The 17,688-nt window shown below is 70.5% G+C and carries 13 protein-coding genes; 7 read left to right on the top strand and 6 right to left on the bottom strand.

The annotated features are described in order from the left end of the window. The first annotated feature begins 75 nt into the window (after positions 1–75). On the top strand, positions 76–2,844 hold the full coding sequence (locus J2853_RS08310) for an AAA family ATPase (RefSeq protein ID WP_307556387.1): 2,769 nt from the start codon (positions 76–78) through the stop codon (positions 2,842–2,844). 137 nt (positions 2,845–2,981) lie between these two features. Here J2853_RS08310 and J2853_RS08305 read toward each other — a convergent pair whose 3' ends face one another. After that, complete coding sequence (locus tag J2853_RS08305) at positions 2,982–5,744, bottom strand: helix-turn-helix transcriptional regulator (protein WP_307556386.1); 2,763 nt, start codon at positions 5,742–5,744, stop codon at positions 2,982–2,984. 481 nt (positions 5,745–6,225) lie between these two features. Here J2853_RS08305 and J2853_RS08300 point away from each other — a divergent pair, with 481 nt between their 5' ends. From J2853_RS08300 to J2853_RS08285, 4 genes are all read left to right on the top strand, one after another. After that, positions 6,226–7,047, top strand: coding sequence for an alpha/beta fold hydrolase (locus J2853_RS08300; RefSeq protein WP_307556385.1), 822 nt, complete (start codon positions 6,226–6,228; stop codon positions 7,045–7,047). 174 nt (positions 7,048–7,221) lie between these two features. Beyond that, positions 7,222–8,052, top strand: coding sequence for an alpha/beta fold hydrolase (locus J2853_RS08295; RefSeq protein ID WP_307556384.1), 831 nt, complete (start codon positions 7,222–7,224; stop codon positions 8,050–8,052). Between the two features lie 66 nt (positions 8,053–8,118). Then, entirely contained in the window at positions 8,119–8,952 is an 834-nt protein-coding gene (locus J2853_RS08290) for an alpha/beta hydrolase (RefSeq protein WP_307556383.1), read from the top strand. A gap of 189 nt (positions 8,953–9,141) precedes the next feature. Next, positions 9,142–10,314 (top strand): zinc ribbon domain-containing protein, encoded by a 1,173-nt coding sequence (locus J2853_RS08285; protein ID WP_307556382.1) that lies wholly within the window; start codon positions 9,142–9,144, stop codon positions 10,312–10,314. Here the strand turns inward: J2853_RS08285 and J2853_RS08280 are convergent. Next, positions 10,259–10,624 (bottom strand): hypothetical protein, encoded by a 366-nt coding sequence (locus J2853_RS08280; protein ID WP_307556381.1) that lies wholly within the window; start codon positions 10,622–10,624, stop codon positions 10,259–10,261. The genes J2853_RS08285 and J2853_RS08280 overlap by 56 nt on opposite strands. 78 nt (positions 10,625–10,702) lie before the next feature. Then, positions 10,703–11,311 carry a transglutaminase domain-containing protein gene (locus J2853_RS08275; RefSeq protein ID WP_307556380.1) on the bottom strand — a complete coding sequence of 203 codons (609 nt, stop codon included), beginning with the start codon at positions 11,309–11,311 and terminating at the stop codon, positions 10,703–10,705. Positions 11,312–11,772: 461 nt separating this feature from the next. On the opposite strand from J2853_RS08275, the gene J2853_RS08270 reads away from it, so the two are divergent. Then, positions 11,773–14,616 carry a M14 family zinc carboxypeptidase gene (locus J2853_RS08270; protein ID WP_307556379.1) on the top strand — a complete coding sequence of 948 codons (2,844 nt, stop codon included), beginning with the start codon at positions 11,773–11,775 and terminating at the stop codon, positions 14,614–14,616. A gap of 82 nt (positions 14,617–14,698) precedes the next feature. Here J2853_RS08270 and J2853_RS08265 read toward each other — a convergent pair whose 3' ends face one another. After that, the gene (locus J2853_RS08265; protein WP_307556378.1) at positions 14,699–15,109 is read right to left on the bottom strand and encodes a RidA family protein; all 411 of its coding nucleotides are present in this window, start codon (positions 15,107–15,109) and stop codon (positions 14,699–14,701) included. Between the two features lie 245 nt (positions 15,110–15,354). On the opposite strand from J2853_RS08265, the gene J2853_RS08260 reads away from it, so the two are divergent. Continuing rightward, the gene (locus tag J2853_RS08260) at positions 15,355–16,062 is read left to right on the top strand and encodes a class I SAM-dependent methyltransferase (RefSeq protein WP_307556377.1); all 708 of its coding nucleotides are present in this window, start codon (positions 15,355–15,357) and stop codon (positions 16,060–16,062) included. A 125-nt stretch (positions 16,063–16,187) separates the two neighbouring features. On the opposite strand, the gene J2853_RS08255 is transcribed toward J2853_RS08260, so the two are convergent. Next, on the bottom strand, positions 16,188–17,171 hold the full coding sequence (locus tag J2853_RS08255; protein WP_307556376.1) for an NmrA family NAD(P)-binding protein: 984 nt from the start codon (positions 17,169–17,171) through the stop codon (positions 16,188–16,190). A 195-nt stretch (positions 17,172–17,366) separates the two neighbouring features. Continuing rightward, entirely contained in the window at positions 17,367–17,669 is a 303-nt protein-coding gene (locus J2853_RS08250) for a putative quinol monooxygenase (protein WP_307556375.1), read from the bottom strand. Between the last annotated feature and the right edge of the window lie 19 nt (positions 17,670–17,688).

Here is a 17,688-nt window from a genome sequence, read left to right as displayed (position 1 = left end):
GCGTCCGAGCGGCCTGCCGCCATCGGTCAAATGACTACACCCGGCGACTACTCCTAGAACCGGACGGGATCCACGGTGGACATCATCGGGCGGGACAGGGAGCTGGCCGCGCTGCGAGAGACGATCAGGCGGCCGCCCGGCGTGCCGCCCAACCTCGTCCTGCACGGCGACCCGGGGGTGGGCAAGACCGTCCTGCTGCGGGCCGCGATCGGCTACGCCGAGCAGCGGGGTGTGCGGGTGCTGGGCGGCACGGGCTATGAGAGCGAGGCGCAGATGGCCTTCGCCGGGCTGTACCAGCTGTTCGCGCCCGTCCTGGACCACCTCGACCGCGTCGAGCCCTTCCACCGCGACGTGCTGCGGCGGGTACTGGGCTTCCAGCCCGGCCCCATCCCCGACCGGCTGGCGATCTCGGTGGCCTCTCTGGCGGTGCTGGCCTCCGTCGCCGAGGACGGGCCGGTGCTGATCGCGGTGGAGGACGCCCACTGGGTCGACCACCCCACGCGCGAGGTGGTGATGTTCCTGCTGCTGCGGCTGCAGCCGTACGACATCCGGGCGATCTTCGCCCGGCGTCCGCTGACCAGCACCGAGCGGGTCACCCCCGGCATCCACATGCTGGAGGTGGAGCCGCTGGAGGAGGGGGCGGCCGAGGCGCTGCTGAGCCTGCTCCACCCTCACCTGCCCGAGGCGGTGCGCCGCCGGGTGCTGCGGGACGCCGCGGGCAACCCGCTGGCGCTGGCCGAGTTGCCCGAGGTGTTCGGCACCGACGCCGCGGCGGGGCTGGAGATGCTGCCGTCCGGCGCGCCGCTGCGCACCCGCCTGGAATCCGGATTCGCCGGCAGGGCCCTGTCGCTGCCGGCGCCGTCGCACACGGCCCTGCTGATCACGGCCCTGGACGGTGACCGGCTCGAACACCGCTCCGAGGAGGCCCAGCCGACCTCGCTCTCGCCGCGCGACCTGCTGGAGATCGAGCGGCTCGGTCTCATCACCCGTGACTCCACCCCGTCCGGGGTGCGTTTCCGTCATCCGCTCGTCCGTTCCGCCATCATCAACACCGCCTCCCCCGACGAGGTCCGGGCCGCGCACGCCGTCCTGGCCGAGCAGCACCGCGCCGACCCCGAGCGCCGCGTCTGGCACCTGGCCGCCGCGGCGGTGGAACCGAAGGAGGAGGTCGCCGCCGAGATCGAGCAGACCGCCTACGCGGTCAGCGTGCGCGGCGGCACCGGACTGGCCGTCACCGCGATGCAGCGGGCGGCGGCGCTCACCCCCGACCCCGGCGACGCCGCCCGGCGGCTGCAGAGGGCCGCCGACCTGGCCAGTGAGTGCGGCCGGCTCGACCTGGCACAGCGGCTCCTCGACGAGGCCCGCCGGCACCTGGACGACCCGGCCCGCTCCGCGCACGGCCTCACCACCAAGGCGCGGATCCTGCTGTTGCGCGACGGCGACCTGGCGGCCGTCCGCCGGCTGCTGACCCGGGCCGTCGCCACCGGCGGCGCCTCCATGACCGGTCCCGCACTGGATGGAGCCGTCCTGGCTCGCGTCGTGGCCGCCTCGTACGCGCAGGACCCCGTCGAGTGGGAAGCCGTGCGGGACGTGTTCGCCGGCCGCGGTGATCACCTCGGCCCGCACGTCCACCTGCTGCACGACGTGTTGTACGACGTCTCCCGTACCGGGCACGGCGCGGCCACCCGGCTGCGAGCGGCCTTCGAGGCGCTGCCCGACGACGCCCCGCCAGGCCGGGTCGCCGAGCTGTGCCGCGCGGCGACCTGGCTGGACCTGCTCCACGACTACCGTCTCCAGGTGCGCGACCTGATCGCCGACGAGAGCGGCCGGGGCGCGGTCACCTACGCCGCCAGCGGTTACTGGTTCGCCGCGCACGACCACTACCTGTCGGGCGAGTGGGAGGCCGCCGAGACCGCCGCCTCCGCCGGTCTCGACCTGTGCGTACGGCATGACCTGGAGCTGCTCGCCCACGATCTGCGCTGCAGCCTGGGCTGGTTCGCGGCCGGACGCGGCGACGTCGACAGCGCGCGCGAGTACAGCAGGACCGTCGAGCAGTGGGCCGAGCCGCGCGGCAGCGGCCTGCACCTGACGTTGTCGGCCCGCAACCTGGCACTGGCCGCGTTGTCGCAGGGCGACTACGAGAGCGCCTACGCCCAGTGCGTTCGCGTCAGCCCGGCGGGCGATCTGGCACGGCACGTGGCCTACGCTCCGTGGCTGGTCTTCGACCTCGTCGACGCCGCCGTGCACAGTGGCCGGCCGCGGGAGGCCCGGGCGCACGTCGCCGCGGCCGAGCGCGCCTCGCTGGCCGACCTCACCCCCCGGCTGCGCCTGCAGATCTTCGCCGCCCGGGCCCTGGTCGCCCCCGAGGACGAGGCGCCGGCGCTGTTCAGGGCGGCGCTCGCGTTGCCGCGCGTCGAGCAGCGGCCTTTCGACCACGCTCGGGTGCGGCTCGCCCTCGGCGAGTTCCACCGGCGCCGGCACCGCCCCGGTGACGCCCGGCCCGAGCTGCGCCGTGCCGCCGACCTCTTCGCCCGCATCGGCGCGACCGCCTGGCGTCAACGCGCCGAACAGGAACTGCGCGCCACCGGCGTCGCCGTCGCCCAGCAGGTCGTCCCGCGCACGAGCACCGATTCGGCCGCCGGTGACCTGACCGCCCAGCAGCTCGAGGTCGCGCACCTGGCGGCCTCGGGGCTCAGCAACAAGGAGATCGCCGAACGGTTGTACCTGTCACCGCGCACCGTCAGCGCCCACCTCTACCGGATCTTCCCCAAGCTCGGCATCACCTCGCGTTCGGCCCTGCGCGACGCGCTCGAAGCGCTCAGGCACACCCGGATCCCCTCGTGACCGTTCCGCGGGTCGGCGCCGTGTTCCCCGGTGTTCCCGAACGCGGCGCTCCCACCCCGCTGAGGTTCGCTCCCCCGCCACCGGATCCGTCCTCCGCCTCCTTCCGGAGGACGCACGTCACGGGGAAGACGAGGCGTTCAGGCCTCGGTCTCGGCCATCACGGCCCTGGCGAGCTGCACGCGCGAGGTGACCGACAGCTTGCGGAAGATCGAGGTGACGTGCGTGTTCACCGTGTGCGGCGAGATGAACAGCTCGGCCGCCGCCGACCGGTTGGTGTGGCCCGCGGCGATGATCCGGGCGACTTTCTCCTCGGTGGGGGTGAGTGCCCGCCATCCTCTGGCGGGCCGGGCCGGCCTGGCGCTCCTGGGCCTGCCTCTGGCCCCGGCGCTGTCGAGGTGGTCCTGCACGCGGGCCGCCTGACCGTAGGCCCGAAGGCGGGTGAAGGTGCCCCCGGCCGCGCGCAGCGCGGTGACGGCCTCGTCCCGGCGGCCCCGCGCCAGCAGCGCCGATCCCAGGTCGGCGATCGCGTCGGCGTGGATCAGCGGCCGGGGCCCGCACCGCAGCAGGGTGACGGCCCGCTCCAGCTGATCGAGGTCGGCGTGCGCGAGCCCGGCGGCCTGCGCGGCGATGCCGGCCGCGGTGGCGACGTCCGGGTTCCGCTCGGCGTAGGCGGCGCTCTGCGCCGCCAGCTCCGCGGCGAGCGCGTGGTCGCCGCCCCGTACGGCCAGCCGGACCGCCGGGGCGATCCAGGTGCGCAGCAATCGCCAGCGCGTCGTCGGCCCGTCCGCCCGCGCCCGCTCGATCAGGTGTACGGCCTCGGCGGTGTCCCCCTCCAGGTCCGCCGTGATCGCCTCGATGAAACGCACGGCCGCGCGGTTGCCCGGGTCGGGTCTGGCCGCGAGCGCCGCCCGGGCCGAGGCCAGGCACTCGTGCGCGGCCTTCCCGTCCCCGCGCAGGTGGGCGATCCAGCACCGCGTCACCCGTGAGTTCACCTGATGCACGGGTTCCCGAAGGTCCTCCTCCAGGCGCTCCAGGGTCAGGAAGTCGGCCTCGGCGTCGTCGAGCCTGCCCAGCCCCAGATGGTGGTTGGCCTGCGCCCACAGCAGCATCGCCGGCCTGAGCGGGCCGCCGTCCCGCTCGCTGTCGCGGCGTGCCTCGGCGAGCATCCGGTCGCTGGTCCCGTAGTCGTCCAGGTGCTGACGCGCGACGATCTCCTCGACGGTGAAGGCCGGGTCGAGGAGGCGCAGGGTCGTGAAGTGACCGAGCGAGGCCCGGCACCGTCCAGCGTTGAGCTCGATCTCTCCCAGGGCGAGCAGCGCGGTGACCCGCGCCTCCCGGTCGTCGATCGTGCTCGCCCGCTCCAGCGCCGTCTCGCCCGCCGCGCGTGCGGCGTCCAGGTCTTCGCCGCGTGACAGTGCCAGCGCGTGCAGCGCGGCGAGCCGTGCCGTCACCCGCGGGGCCGTCCCGCCCGCTTCGAGGGCGGCCTCGGCGCGGTGCTCCAGCTCATCGGTCAGCCTCATGCTCCACAGCGGACCGCCCAGAGCCGCCTGGAGTCGCCCTGCGACCTCCGCGGCCGGCCGCTGCGCCAGCAACCGGTCACCGACCTGTACGGCTTCGCGGTTGCGCCCCGCCCGCGTCAAGTACACGATCGCCTGCTCGCCCACCTCGAACCGGAGCGGTCCGGCCTCCGGGACCAGGTCCAGGGCTCGCGTGACGAAGTCGGCCGCCAGTGCGGGCATGACCGCCAGCACGTCGGCGGCGGCCCGGCGAAGCAGGTCGACGGCCTGCCTGTCGCCCGGCAACGCACCGATGAACAGGTGAGGTGCGGCGTCCACCGCGCCGCGGCCGACGGTCGCCAGGTGGACGGCGGCCTCCCGATGCAGCGCCTTCCGGGCCGAAGGCGAGATGTCGGCGTAGACGGCCTGCCGCAGCAGGTCGTGCCGGAAGTGCAGGTGTTCGCCGTCGTCGTCGAGCAGCCCACCCCGTATCGCCGCCTCCAGATCCCCCAGGAGGGCGACCGGGCTCTGGCCGAGCAGGGCGCAGGCGTCGGCGAAGACGAACCTGCTGCCCAGGACGGCACCCACCCGCAGGAACAGCAAGGTGCTCGCGGGCAGCGAGCTGAGCCGGCCCCGCACCCCGAGGATCAGCCGGGTGGGGGTCACCTGCTCCCCGGGTTCGCCTGATACCGGCGACGGCACCCCCGCGGCGAGGCCGGCGAGCATCTCGACCGCCAGGAAGGGGTTACCCGCGGCGCCGTCGAGCAGCTTCCTGACGTGGACGTCGGCGGCCCTGCCCAGCACGTCGCAGGCCAGCTCGTCGATGGCCGTGCCCGACAGCGGGCCCAGCCGCACCAGCTCGACCGGGATGTCGTTCGCCACCGCGGCCGCGATCTCTCCCGCGGGTCCTCCGTGCTCCATCCTGCCCGCCAGCAGCCACAGCACCGGCGAGGTCCGCAGACGGGCGGGCAGCACCCGAAGGGCGAACCGGCTGAACGGGTCGGCCCACTGCACGTCGTCCAGCGCGATCAGTATCGGGACGTTCAGGGCCTTGGCCTCGATGATCCCCGCGAGCCGCTCCATCAACCACATGCGCTGGTCGTGCCGGCAGGACAACCGGCTGAAGGCGTCGGCGGTCAGCAGCGGCTGCTCGCCGTGCAGCAGGCAGGCCGTCAGCGACGAGAGCGGGGCGATCTGGTCGAGTTCGTCGACCGTGCCACGGCTGATCAGGAATCCGCGCTCACGTCCGTAGGCGATGACCGCGTCGAGGATGGAGGACTTGCCGATGCCCGGCTCCCCCTGAACCAGGGCCAGCGTGCCGCCTCCGATGCGGCTCACCGAATCGACCAGGCCTTTCAGGCGGCCGAGCTCCTCCTGCCTGCCTCTCAGATCACGCCCGCTCACCGCGGCACCCGGTTCGACGAGCGGGCCGGCGTCCGCCGGGCGGCATCCGCGCCCGGCCGGTGAGTGATCGGGATGCCGCGCTCCGCGCATTCTGCCCGGTGGGGGCAGGGGGGCGCGAGAAGCGTGCGCGCACGCATGCCGGTCCCTTCGGTGGTCACTCGGTGTCAGGTGGCCGCCCGGTTCGGACGGCACCCGTTCCTCCATGATCACAGGGAAACGAGCGCGGAAATGAGCGCAAAGCGCACGATCCTTATCTCAGCCTGCACGGTCAGGCGGTCCTCGTCCGGGCAGCGTCTCAGCCGCGCGAACGTCCTGCCGACCTAAGCCGCGTAAGTAGCGCACCCGCGGTCGGGGGGTGCAGTCATCTGACCGATTGCAGGCGCCCCCCGCCGATCTAGCTTCGAGTCATGCCAAGCCGCACGAACACGGTTTCACCGGCGCTTCGTGTGACCGAGTGTGATCGCTCCGGAGGAACGTTCTGATGAGCTTCATCACCACCACTGACGGTACCGAGATCTTCTACAAGGACTGGGGCGTGGGGCAGCCGGTCGTGTTCAGTCACGGCTGGCCGTTGAACGCCGACGCCTGGGACAACCAGATGCACCTGGTGGCGGCCAACGGTTTCCGCGCCATCGCCCACGACCGGCGCGGGCACGGCCGCTCCAGTCAGCCGTGGGGCGGCAACGAGATGGACACCTACGCCGACGACCTGGCCCAGCTCATCGAGACCCTCGATCTGCGTGACGCGGTGCTGGTCGGCCACTCCACCGGCGGCGGCGAGGTGACCCGTTACATCGGCCGGCACGGCACCTCCCGCGTGGCCAAGGCGGTCCTGCTCGGGGCGGTTCCGCCGCTGATGCTCAAGACGGACGCCAATCCTCTGGGCCTGCCGATCGAGGTGTTCGACGGCATCCGCGCCGGGGTGAGCAACGACCGCTCGCAGTTCTACCAGGAGCTGAGCATTCCCTTCTACGGCTACAACCGGCCCGGTGCTCAGGTCTCGCAAGGTGTCAGCGACGCCTTCTGGCTGTGGAGCATGCAGGTCGGGGTGAAGGGCGCGCTCGACTGCATCAGGGCCTTCTCCGAGACCGACTTCACCGAAGACCTCAAGCGCTTCGACATCCCGACGCTCATCGCGCACGGCGACGACGACCAGATCGTGCCCATCGTCGCCGGCGGCCTGGAGTCGGCCAAGCTCGTCAAGGACGCCACCCTGAAGGTCTACCCGGGCGGCCCTCACGGCCTGGCCGGAGCCTTCGAGCAGGAGTTCAACGCCGATCTGCTGTCCTTCATCAAGGGCTGAACCGGCCCATCCGCCCGCTGTGACGTAACCGGCGGCCCGGACCGGCCGGCACCGCCTCCGAGTCGGGGCGTCCGGACGGTTCACCGTACGCCGCCACGACCGCCGTGCCCTTTTCGCACGACGGAGGGTTCTCGAACCTCTTATGCTCGTCTCCGACAACGAAGGACCAGGATCATGATCGCTTCGCGTCACCGCAGCAGCCGCTTTCTCACCCTCGCCGTCACCGCCTGCGCCCTCGCCCTGACCATGACCGGCCCCGCCTCGGCCGCGCCCGCGACCAAGCCCGACAAGGGCCCCAAGCCCACCGTGGTCCTGGTGCACGGCGCGTTCGCCGACGCCTCCGGGTTCAACGACACCATCGCCCGGCTGCAGAGCGAGGGCTTCCCGGTGATCGCCCCGGCCAACCCGCTGCGCGACGTGGCCGGCGACGCCGCCTACATCTCCAGCATCCTGGACACCATCCCCGGGCCGGTGATCCTCGCCGGTCACTCCTACGGCGGCATCGTCATCACCAACGCCGCCCGCGACCACGCCAACGTCAAGGCCCTGGTCTACCTGGGCGCGTTCGCACCCGACGAGGGTGAGAGCGCCCTGGTGCTGGCCGACAAGTTCCCCGGCAGTGAGCTGGGCCACGCCCTGCTCGCCCGCAACTGGTCCCTGCCCGACGGCACCCACGGCACCGACGGCTACATCACCGCCGAACGCTTCCGCGAGGTGTTCGCCGCCGACCTGCCCGCTTCCAAAACCCGTCTCATGGCCGCCACCCAGCGCCCCGGCAGCGTCGGAGGCCTGTCCGGCGGCAGCGGCGTCCCGGCCTGGAAGACCATCCCCTCCTGGTACCTGATCCCCACCGAGGACAAGGTCATCCCGCCCGCCGTCCAGCGCTTCATGGCCAAGCGCGCCGGCAGCAAGGTCACCGAGATCCGCTCCTCACACGTCGTCATGATGTCCCACCCCGACGCCGCCGTCCGCCAGATCCTCGCCGCCTACAGCGCCACCCGCTGACCCCATCTCTCTCCCGCCGCCGGAGCCGGCATCGTTCCGGCGGCCCAGGACTCGAAGGACAACGCCATGAGCACCGCATCCACCGCCCCTGACACGATCGTCCTGATCCACGGCTTCTGGGTCACCCCCCGCAGCTGGGAACAGTGGAAGGAACGCTACGAGGCCCAGGGCTTCACCGTCCTGACCCCCGCCTACCCCGGTTTCGAGGTGGAGGTCGAGGCCCTCAACGCCGACCCCACCCCCATCGAGCGGCTCACCGTACCGGCGATCATCGAATCGCTGGAAAAGCTCATCGACGGCCTCGACAGGCAGCCCATCCTCATGGGCCACTCCGCCGGCGGCGTCTTCACCCAGATCCTCCTCGACCGCGGCTACGGCGCCGTCGGCGTCGCCATCAACTCCGCCCCCACCGAAGGCGTCCAGGTCATCCCCCTGTCACAGATCAGAGCCACCTTCCCCGTGCTGAAGAACCCCGCCAACCGGCACAAGGCGGTCGGCTTCACCTATGAGCAGTGGAAGTACGCCTTCACCAACACCTTCCCCGAGGACCAGGCCCGCGCCACCTACGACCGCTACCACATCCCCGCCTCCGGCCACGTCTTCTGGGGCAGCGCCCTCGCCAACATCCACCCCGGCCCCGACGACAACCACGTCAACTACCACAACGACGACCGCAACCCGCTGCTCTTCATCGCCGGCGAGAACGACAACCTCATGCCCCCCAAGATCCAGCGGTCCAACGCCAAGCACTACAAGTCCAACACCCTCACCGAAGTCGTCGAGTTCCCCGGACGCTCCCACCTCATGCCCGCCCAGGAAGGCTGGGAGGAGGTCGCCGACAAGGCCCTCGCCTGGGCTCTTGAGCACGCGGCGGAAAGCAAGCCCTCCAGCGCCGGCTAGGCCGTCTCGACGCGGTCCTGCGGTGGCGGCACCAGGACGGTGCCGCCACACGTACCCGCCTATGCCACGTGGTGTACGCCCACGCTGCGGGTGGCCGCGCATCGGCTGCGGGTGGATCTGCCGTTCACCACTCCGATCCCGGTCGTTGCGGCAGTGGGGCATCGGGTGGGGTTGGGGTTGGATTGGGGGGTGAACACGTTGCTGACCGGCACCGTCGCCCGCCTGAGCGACCCACCCGGCACCTCGGGCGGCGGCTGCGCGGGTGGGCGGGTGTTCTCCGATGGGCGGATGCTGCGCTACGACGCCACCGCAATCTCCGCGAAACTGCACCGGCTACGCACCCACCGCGAACACCTGGCCACCAAACGCGACCACTACGCCGCCCTGCTATCCGGGCTGGACACCTCACACCCGCAGTGGGCCGACCTACACCACCGCCACGCTCGCACCGCGGCTGACCACGAACGCATCTGCGCAAGGATCCGCAACCTCAACCACACCCTGGCCTGGTCAGCGGCCCGCTGGGCAGTGGACCAAGCGACCGCGACCGGCTGCGGCGTCATCTACCTCGAAGACCTCGCCACTCTGCAAGCGCGCGGGCACCGTAGGGGTAATGCTCGGCTGTCGGGGCAGGTCCGCGGCCTGGTGGTGGAGGAGATCCGGCACCTGGCCGCCAAAGCCGGTATTGCCGTGGTCACCGTCCCGGCGCGAGGTACCTCGAGGTACTGCCCGCGCTGCGGCACCGGCACCAGCCCTCTGAAGCACGTGGCGGCGCCGGACCAGCCCACCCGGGCGGGCTGGAAATGGGCGCGCTGCTCGTGTGGGCTCTCGGCGGATCGGGATTGGGCCGCCGCCGAGCGGATCGTGGCGCGTGGTCTGCTGGGTCAGGCCCATACTCGCACCGACCGGGCCACCGGCCACCGCACCATCACCACGGTGGTGGAGGGCAACGTCGCCCGCGCCCGGCGTCCCCGCGCTGAGATCCGCCGGGTGCGCCGCGCCAACCGTAGCGGCCGCGACACCTTTGACCGCCCCGGCCGTCCCGGCCCCACCCCGGGTAAGGACCGGCCCACGCCTAAACGCCCCGGACGGCCCACTCCGGCAGTCCGGGATGAGGCCGGGCTCGCATCGACTTTTCGCCGTGTGCCGGAGTGGCGTACGGTTCCCGCCCCCACCGCGGTGGGACAGCGTCCGGCGGGACACGAACCCCAGAGCGGCCACCTTGCGGTGACCCGCTCAGGTCGTGCACGCGATTTCCAGCACCGGACCGGTTTCCACCGCGCCCGCGCCACCCCCGTCCTCCGCCTCAGCGCGGACTACGGACCCCGCGCGAGTACGACCACACCGGCCCGGAATGTCTGAAATCCTCAGACAACCACAGGAAATCGAAGACGCTGTAGGTGATTCCCTCGTGGTCCACCTCGGCCCGATAGGAGTCGCGCGTGACGCGGCCCGGGGCAGGACGCAACGCGACAGGAGCTCCGTCGAGGGTCATGGTCAGGTCTTCGGTGCCGCGGGTGCCGATGGGAATGTGCTGCAGCGGTGCAGCCTCAACGGATCGGCGCACGACAACCGTGGGAATCGCGTCACCCTCGACTCGAACGGTGCCGCCGTCCCGGTCCAGGGTCAGCGTTAATCCACCCACAACCGCATCAGTGATCAATATTTCCATATTCGCGATTATGTCGGCCCCGCTTATGGCTTTCTGTATGAAATGCCGCCCGGGCAGAGACCTCGCCGCGACGACGGATCACGCGGATCGACGACCCATGATCGGGTTGGCGACGATCCTGGCCGGCCGGCACAGGGTCTGACCATGTGTCTCGAACAGTTCGTCGCGAGAGTCGAAGTAGCCCAGGTCGGCCGACACGTGGGCCGACAGGTCGCAGGAGGAGCAGGTCACGCCGTCCCAGTCGACCGCGGTGCGAGCGATCGCGTCGAAGAGGGTCTCTCCACCGTCGTTGGTGAATCCTCCCCCCGCTCGCAACGCCGTCAGGTCACCGTAGAGCCCGGAGACCGAGACCCATCGTCCGTCGAAACGGAACTCGGGCCAGGCGAGCACCACCCGATGAGGGATCAGCGCACCCATCCGAGGGAAGCGGGGATACCAGAACCGGCCGTCCACCAGCAGTCCTCTGACCCTGGTGGCGATCCCGCAGGCACGCGCCACGGCCTCCAGCACCGCCATCCGCTGACTGCACGAGCCCCGGCCCAGCGCGAGCGTCACGGAAACCGGCTGCCGGTCGTCCATCCCGTAGACCGGGCGGACGCGTGCGGCGACAAGGCGATGGGCCGCGATCAACAGGTCCCGCTCGCCGACGGCGCCGGCGGTTCGGAGCTCGGCCGTCAGGTCCAGCACCCGAGGGTCTTCCCGGTCAAGGATGGGCGTGGCCTCTCGGCCGCCGTCGGCCGCCTCACGGCGCGGGAGGTTCGGGGGACGTCGCCACGGCGCCAGAAGTCATGAGGTCATCTCTGAATCATGTCTGCTTGATTACAAATCAGATCCATTTGATCATAATTCCGGTCGGCCAGGAAGGAGCGGATACCGGAGCCTCCTTCCAGCCCCGCAGGACGGGAGCGAGGGCTACAGGCCAGGTCCCCGGCTTCGCCGACGCCCTTGAGGGACGCCCTCCCCCGCCCTCAAATGGGCCATTACACGGAAAAACGGGATAGTTCAGACTCTTAGGGCGATCTTGACCACTTTATTGCGGTTTTATACCATCCGCATCGTCTGCCTCTGGCGCCACAGTGGCGTCGTTTCCAAGGACGGTCCTGCTCCGGGCAAGGAGTGGGCCGTCCATGCCCCCTTGAGGAGTCGACATGCCGCCCAGCACAGCGAGGCGCGGAAAACCCGCATACATAAAGATGGCCGGAGCCGCGGCCGTCGCGTTGACCGCGCTCATGTTGCCGTTGAGCCAGGCCGCGAACGCGGATCCGGCCGGTCACTCGCGCCCCGATCGCGACCACACGCAATGCAGCACGGACCCTGACGCCCACCTGAGCTCCGTACCGAGCCCTGAGAAGTTCTTCGGTTTCCCCCTCGGCAAGGGCCAGAGCCGGGTTGTCACCTCTGACGAGATCAGGAAGTACGTCTCCGCCGTGGGGAGCGCGTCCGACCGCGTGATCACCGGCACGATGGCGCACAGCGTCTCCGGCCAGGAACTGCCCTACGCCATCGTGTCCGACAAGGAGCACGTGGCGCCGAAAGAGCTGAAGAAGATCGCCGAGCAGATCCAGTCGCTGCGCGACCCGCGGTCGCTTCGGCCGGACAAGGCCGCGCGCATCGCCAAGGACACCCCGGCCATCGTGTGGGTGGCGGGCAACGTCCACGGCGGCGAGACGAGCGGCGCCGACGCCTCGCTCAAGACTCTGTACGAGCTGGCCGGTGGCCTGTCCTGCGACGTGAAGAAGCGCAACGACAACACCGTCACGATCATCGTGCCGACCCAGAACCCCGATGGCCGCGACGCGAACATCCGGCAGAACGACTACGGCTTCGACCTCAACCGGGACTGGTTCGCCCGCACCCAGCCGGAGACCGACGGCAAGATCGAGATGCTGCGGAACTACCCGCCGCAGATCTTCGTCGACGCGCACGAGATGGGCGGGCGCCAGTACTTCTTCCCGCCGAACGCCGACCCGATCCACCACGAGATCGCCGATCAGCCGGTGGACTGGATCAACCGCATCGGTGAGGCCAACAAGGCGGCCTTCGGCTTCAACGGCGCCTGCGCCGGCGAGGTCGTCGAGGAGTGCTACTTCAACTACGCGCGGTACGACCTGTTCTACATGGGGTACGGCGACACGGTGCCGTCCACCGGGTTCGGCGCGGCCGGCATGACCTTCGAGAAGGGCAGCTCCTCCTCGGTCGAGGACCGCGTGCAGCAGCAGTTCAACACGCAGTGGGCGACCACCGGCTGGGCGGCTGACAACAAGCGCGAGGTCCTGGACGGCTACTACAAGGTCTGGCAGACCGCGCTCGCCGAGGGCGCCGCCGGCGCACTCGAACCCAACGAGGTCGTGCAGCCGACCAACACCGTCCAGTTCCCGGTTCCCGACATCAAGATCCGGTCGTACTTCCTGCTGCCCGACCGCCAGGTCGGCGACGTCCGCAAGCTGGTCGAGCGCCTGCGCAACATGGACGTCGAGGTCTACGAGGTCGAGAAGGCGCTCACCGTGCCCAACGCCCAGATCTTCGGCGGCCGCAGCGCCAAGAACCTCAGGGTTCCCGAGGGCGCGTACTGGATCCCGATGGACCAGCCGCAGAAGCACTGGATCCAGGCGCTGATCGGGGAGAACCCCTACGCGCCCTTCCCGTACTTCTACGACGTCTCCTCGTGGAGCAACCCGCTGCTGATGGGCATCAACGCCGTCTACACGGGTGACAAGCTGTCGCCGAAGACCGACCGGGTGAAGAGCCTGGACGGCGGCGTCGACTCGTCGGCCTCGTCGAGGGGCTCGTACTCCTACCCGCTGGACTCTGCCGCCGCGTCGGAGCTCACGTTCAAGCTTCTCAGCTCGGGTGTGCCGCTCTCGCGTGACCTCAAGACCGGCGTGGTCGGCATTTCCGCCAAGGCCGTGAAGCGGAACGACCTGGACAAGCTGGCCGGATCGCTCGGCGTCACCGTCAAGGGCAGCTCCAGGCCGGCCTCCGGCACCGCGCTTAGCCTGCCCGACACCGGCCTGTTCGCCGGCACCGGCATCTCGACGACCTCCGGGTCGCACGGCGAGGCACGCTACGTGCTCGGCAGCCAGTGGGGTCTCGACCTCAAGCCGGTGACGACCGCCGACATCAACGGCAACACCCCGGCGTTCACCGAGCGCACCGCGCTGATCGTCCCGGACGGCAGCAGCTCGAACGGTGGCCTGGACGCGCAGGGCCTGGCGAACCTCAAGGCCTGGGTGTCCGCGGGCGGCACGTACATCGGACTGCGGAACGAGGGCACCCGGGTCGCGCGCGCCGCGGGTCTGACCTCCACCACGGAGAAGGCCAAGCCGACCGGCTACCAGGTCGTCGGCTCGCACTTCCGCGTGGACGTGGCCAATGAGAACCCGGTGGGAATCGGCCGTCCGGCTGAGGACTTCCAGTTCAACAACGGCGACCCGATCCTGAACCCGACCCAGACGGGTACGAACATCCTCACCTACCCGTCGGACGACACCTTCTGGGCCAACGGCTACACCGTGAAGTCCGACGCCCTCATGGGCACGACGGCACTGGTCGACGAGCCGACCGGCGCGGGTCACGCGGTGCTCTTCGCCTACAACCCGCTGTTCCGCGCCTACAACGACAACGGCCTCCACCTGGTCGCGAACGCGCTGCTCTACCCGGCGGGCGCGACCGCCTCGGCGCAGCAGCGGACGCTGGCACCGCCGACCAACGTGGACGCTCTCCGTGCCGCGGCGCAGAAGGCCGAGGAGCCGGCCAACCTCGGCGGCGAGTGGCGTCCCATCACCATCCAGGTCGCCGACGCCGACCAGGCGCGGACTGAGGCCGTGGTCCGGAAGTACACCGACACGGCGACCTCGGCCAAGGCCGACGGTTCGACCTACGTCACCATCCCCAACCCCGAGGGCCTGACGTCGGAAGAGCACCCGTTCCTCCGCGAACTGGTCCATGAACTGGACAGCACCGGCATCCCGCTGCGTTCGGTCGTGGGCTGATCCCCTGTCCCTGATCAACGACAAGTGAGTTCCGGCCGGGCCATCGCCCGGCCGGACCCATTTCCCCCGTCCTCTACGGCTTTCAGGCGTCGAGCACGGCAGCGACGGCTTCGATCTCGACAAGCTGGTCGCTGTATCCGAGCACGGTGACGCCCATCAAGGTGCTGGGAACGTCGTGGTCACCGAACGAGTCCCGGACCACCTCCCAGGCAGTCACCAGGTCCTCCTGCCGCGACGACGCGACGAGAACCCTTGTGCTGATGACGTCCTGCAGTGACGCGCCGGCCTCGGCGAGAGCGATTCGCATGTTCTCGACGGCTTTCGCCGCCTGGCCCGCGTAGTCTCCGACCGCCGCCGTGGATCCGTCCTCGTTCAATGGACACGCCCCGGCAAGGAAGATCAGCCGCGATTCGGCGGGCGCCGTGGCCGCGTAGGCGTACTCGGCGACGCCGGACAGGGAGGCGGAGCGGATCAAAGTGATGGCACGAGCCACAGTCGTTCCTTTCGAATGGCATGAAGCGCGGCAATCCTTCCAAAGGTCTTATCGGCACGCACTTCCTTTTCCCGGCCGGCCGCGAACGGCTCGTCCCTTCGGGGGCCGATCGGCTCCGCCGCCGGTTACCCGGCCCGCGGAGACGGTGACCTGCCAACTCACCGACCACCACGTCGCCGCGCGGGTCCCGCCGTCAGCGGGATCAACACCACGTGAGCGGTTCACCGGCACCTAGGATCACGAGCATGACGGAGGACATCACGGCCAAACCCGAACAGGACTGGGAGCAACAGGCGCGCAACTGGATCGCCTGGGCGCGCAGGCCCGGCTTCGACTCCTACTGGGGTTACCGCTCACGGTTCCTGGAACTGGTGCCCCCGCCCGCGGTGGCCACGCTCGACCTCGGCTGCGGCGAGGGCCGGGTCTCCCGGGATCTGTCGGAGCTGGGGCACCGGGTTACCGGGGTGGACATCTCACCGGTCCTCGTGGAGGCGGCACGCGAGGCACACCCGGACGGACGGTACATGGTGGCCGACGCCGCCGACCTGCCGTTCGACGACGGCGCCTTCGACCTCGTCGTCGCCTACAATGTCCTGATGGACGTGGACGACCTGTCCGGCTCGGTACGCGAGGCCGCCAGGGTCCTGGCCCCCGGCGGCCGCCTGGTGCTGGCCATCACCCATCCGATCACCAACACCGGCAGATTCGACGGTGAGACGTTCGTACTCGACGGCTCCTATTTCGAACGCCGACGGTTCAGGCAGGAGGTCGAGCGCGACGGCCTGCCCATGGTGTTCAGCGGCTGGGACCAGCCACTGAGCGACTACACCACCGCCCTGGAGACCGCCGGCCTGCTCATCGAGGCACTCCGTGAACCGGTCGCTCTCCGAGCCGACGGCACTTCTCACCGTGTTCCGTGGCATCTGTGGATGCGGGCGTCCCGGCCGGCATGACAGATTTTGATGTGAGAACCGCGACGGCACCGGCGGTCATGCGGCGAGCGACACCTCATCGGTGAAACGTCTGACCTCTGAGAGAAGGGCACCGGATGGAGCCCTTCTCGCGTTGGATCCATCCCTCAGCCGGCCGTCGCCGGGCCGGCGAGGAGGAAGCTTCGCAAGGTCGTGGGCTCGCGACCGATCAGGCGGCGCAGTTCGTCCCGGTCGGCCGGCCGGGTGGGGCCGCGTCCGGCGATGTAGGCCGCGACGGCGGTGATGTGGCCCGCCATGTCGGGGTTGACCACGCCGGTGGTGTCGATGGCGGCAAGCTCGACCAGCTCTTGGCGCCAGGTCTCGGGGTCGATCGGCTCGAATTCGACCGGCCGGTCGAGCGCCTCGCCGAGCAGGGCGGCGACGGTCGCGTGATCGGCTTCCTCCGCGCCCGGCGGGTAGCAGACGGGGCCGTCGAAGCGCTCGGGGTGCATCAGCGCCGCGACCGCCAGTTCACCCGCGTCTTCGGCGTTGATCCACGCCACCGGGGTGTTCCCGAAACAGTTGCGGATCACGCCCCGCTCGCGGGCCGACCTGCCGTGCAGGACGCTGATGTTCTCGTGGAAGGCCGCGGCGATCCTGAGCACCAGAATGTCGAGTCCGGCCCAGCTCAGCACCTCCTCCGCCAGCCACTGGTCGCGCCCACGGTCGCTGGGGTGCCCGGGGTGCGCGGGGCCCATGGACATGACCACCGTCCGCACCGGGGCGCCGTACTCGCGGACCGCCGCGGCGTAGTTCGCCGCCGCCACCACGACCCCGGCGTCGATCGGATAGGTGAAGTAGGCCGTCTCGACATCGCGCAGCGCCCGGACGACGCTGCGTCGGTCGTGCAGGTCCCCGACGACGACCTCGACGCCCTGCGCGGCCAGTTCGTCCGTGCGCTCGCCGAGGCGCCGTACCAGCGCCCGCACGTTCCTGCCCTCCTCCAGAAGGCGGCGCACGACGTACGGGCCCGTCGCTCCGTGCCGCCCGGTGGCGCCCGTGACCAGGACGGGTGCCTGCGGCGTGCCCGCGGCCGGGCCGTACGGCGGGGTCTGGGAGGTCCGCGCGTCCTCGCGTGGTCCATGGCTCATGTCTCGCTCCTCGATTCTGTTCGGTATCGCCGTCGGCGTTCCGGGTCGCCGTCGGCCGCGGCCCACTCTCCGGCGGGGCCGTGTTCGGGGGGTGAGATCAACCCGGCGCCGGGCCTGATGCGATGTCGACGGCGGACAGCTCCGGGCAGGCGCTGGTCTACTCGCCCTCTCGGCGGTGTCGCCGCCGGGTACGGCTCAGGTGGCGCTGTCGTCGATGAGGTTTCCCCTCATGAGCCACGTCGGGCCTTCGGCGTAGGCGCCGGCTTCGGCGAAGAACGCCTGGAAGTAGGGGCCGCCGGCGTGCGCGTTGAATGCGTCGAGGTCCGCGTAGACCTCGTTCAGATAGAAGAGATCCGGGTTCTTCTCGTCCGCGATGACCTCGAACCGGCGGGAGCCGGGCTCGTTCGCGAGGGAGTCACGCGCGGTCTTCCTGGCCACCCGGACGAAGTCGTCGTGGTGCTCCGGCCGGACGGTGAAGGAGACGAGGAATTGGTACACGGGCCGGCCTCTCAAGCTC

The organism is Streptosporangium lutulentum (genome assembly GCF_030811455.1).
GTDB lineage: Bacteria > Actinomycetota > Actinomycetes > Streptosporangiales > Streptosporangiaceae > Streptosporangium > Streptosporangium lutulentum.
Note: the sequence above shows the minus strand (reverse complement) of the source record. Positions and strands in the feature narration are given on the sequence as shown.

What these genes read in the sequence shown, in the direction of transcription:
- J2853_RS08300 (WP_307556385.1), top strand. Translation starts at nt 6,226, where the DNA reads ATGAGCTTCATCACCACCACTGACGGTACCGAGATCTTCTACAAGGAC.
- J2853_RS08295 (WP_307556384.1), top strand. Translation starts at nt 7,222, where the DNA reads ATGATCGCTTCGCGTCACCGCAGCAGCCGCTTTCTCACCCTCGCCGTC.
- J2853_RS08290 (WP_307556383.1), top strand. Translation starts at nt 8,119, where the DNA reads ATGAGCACCGCATCCACCGCCCCTGACACGATCGTCCTGATCCACGGC.
- J2853_RS08280 (WP_307556381.1), bottom strand. Translation starts at nt 10,624, where the DNA reads ATGGAAATATTGATCACTGATGCGGTTGTGGGTGGATTAACGCTGACC.
- J2853_RS08270 (WP_307556379.1), top strand. Translation starts at nt 11,773, where the DNA reads ATGCCGCCCAGCACAGCGAGGCGCGGAAAACCCGCATACATAAAGATG.
- J2853_RS08260 (WP_307556377.1), top strand. Translation starts at nt 15,355, where the DNA reads ATGACGGAGGACATCACGGCCAAACCCGAACAGGACTGGGAGCAACAG.
- J2853_RS08255 (WP_307556376.1), bottom strand. Translation starts at nt 17,171, where the DNA reads ATGAGCCATGGACCACGCGAGGACGCGCGGACCTCCCAGACCCCGCCG.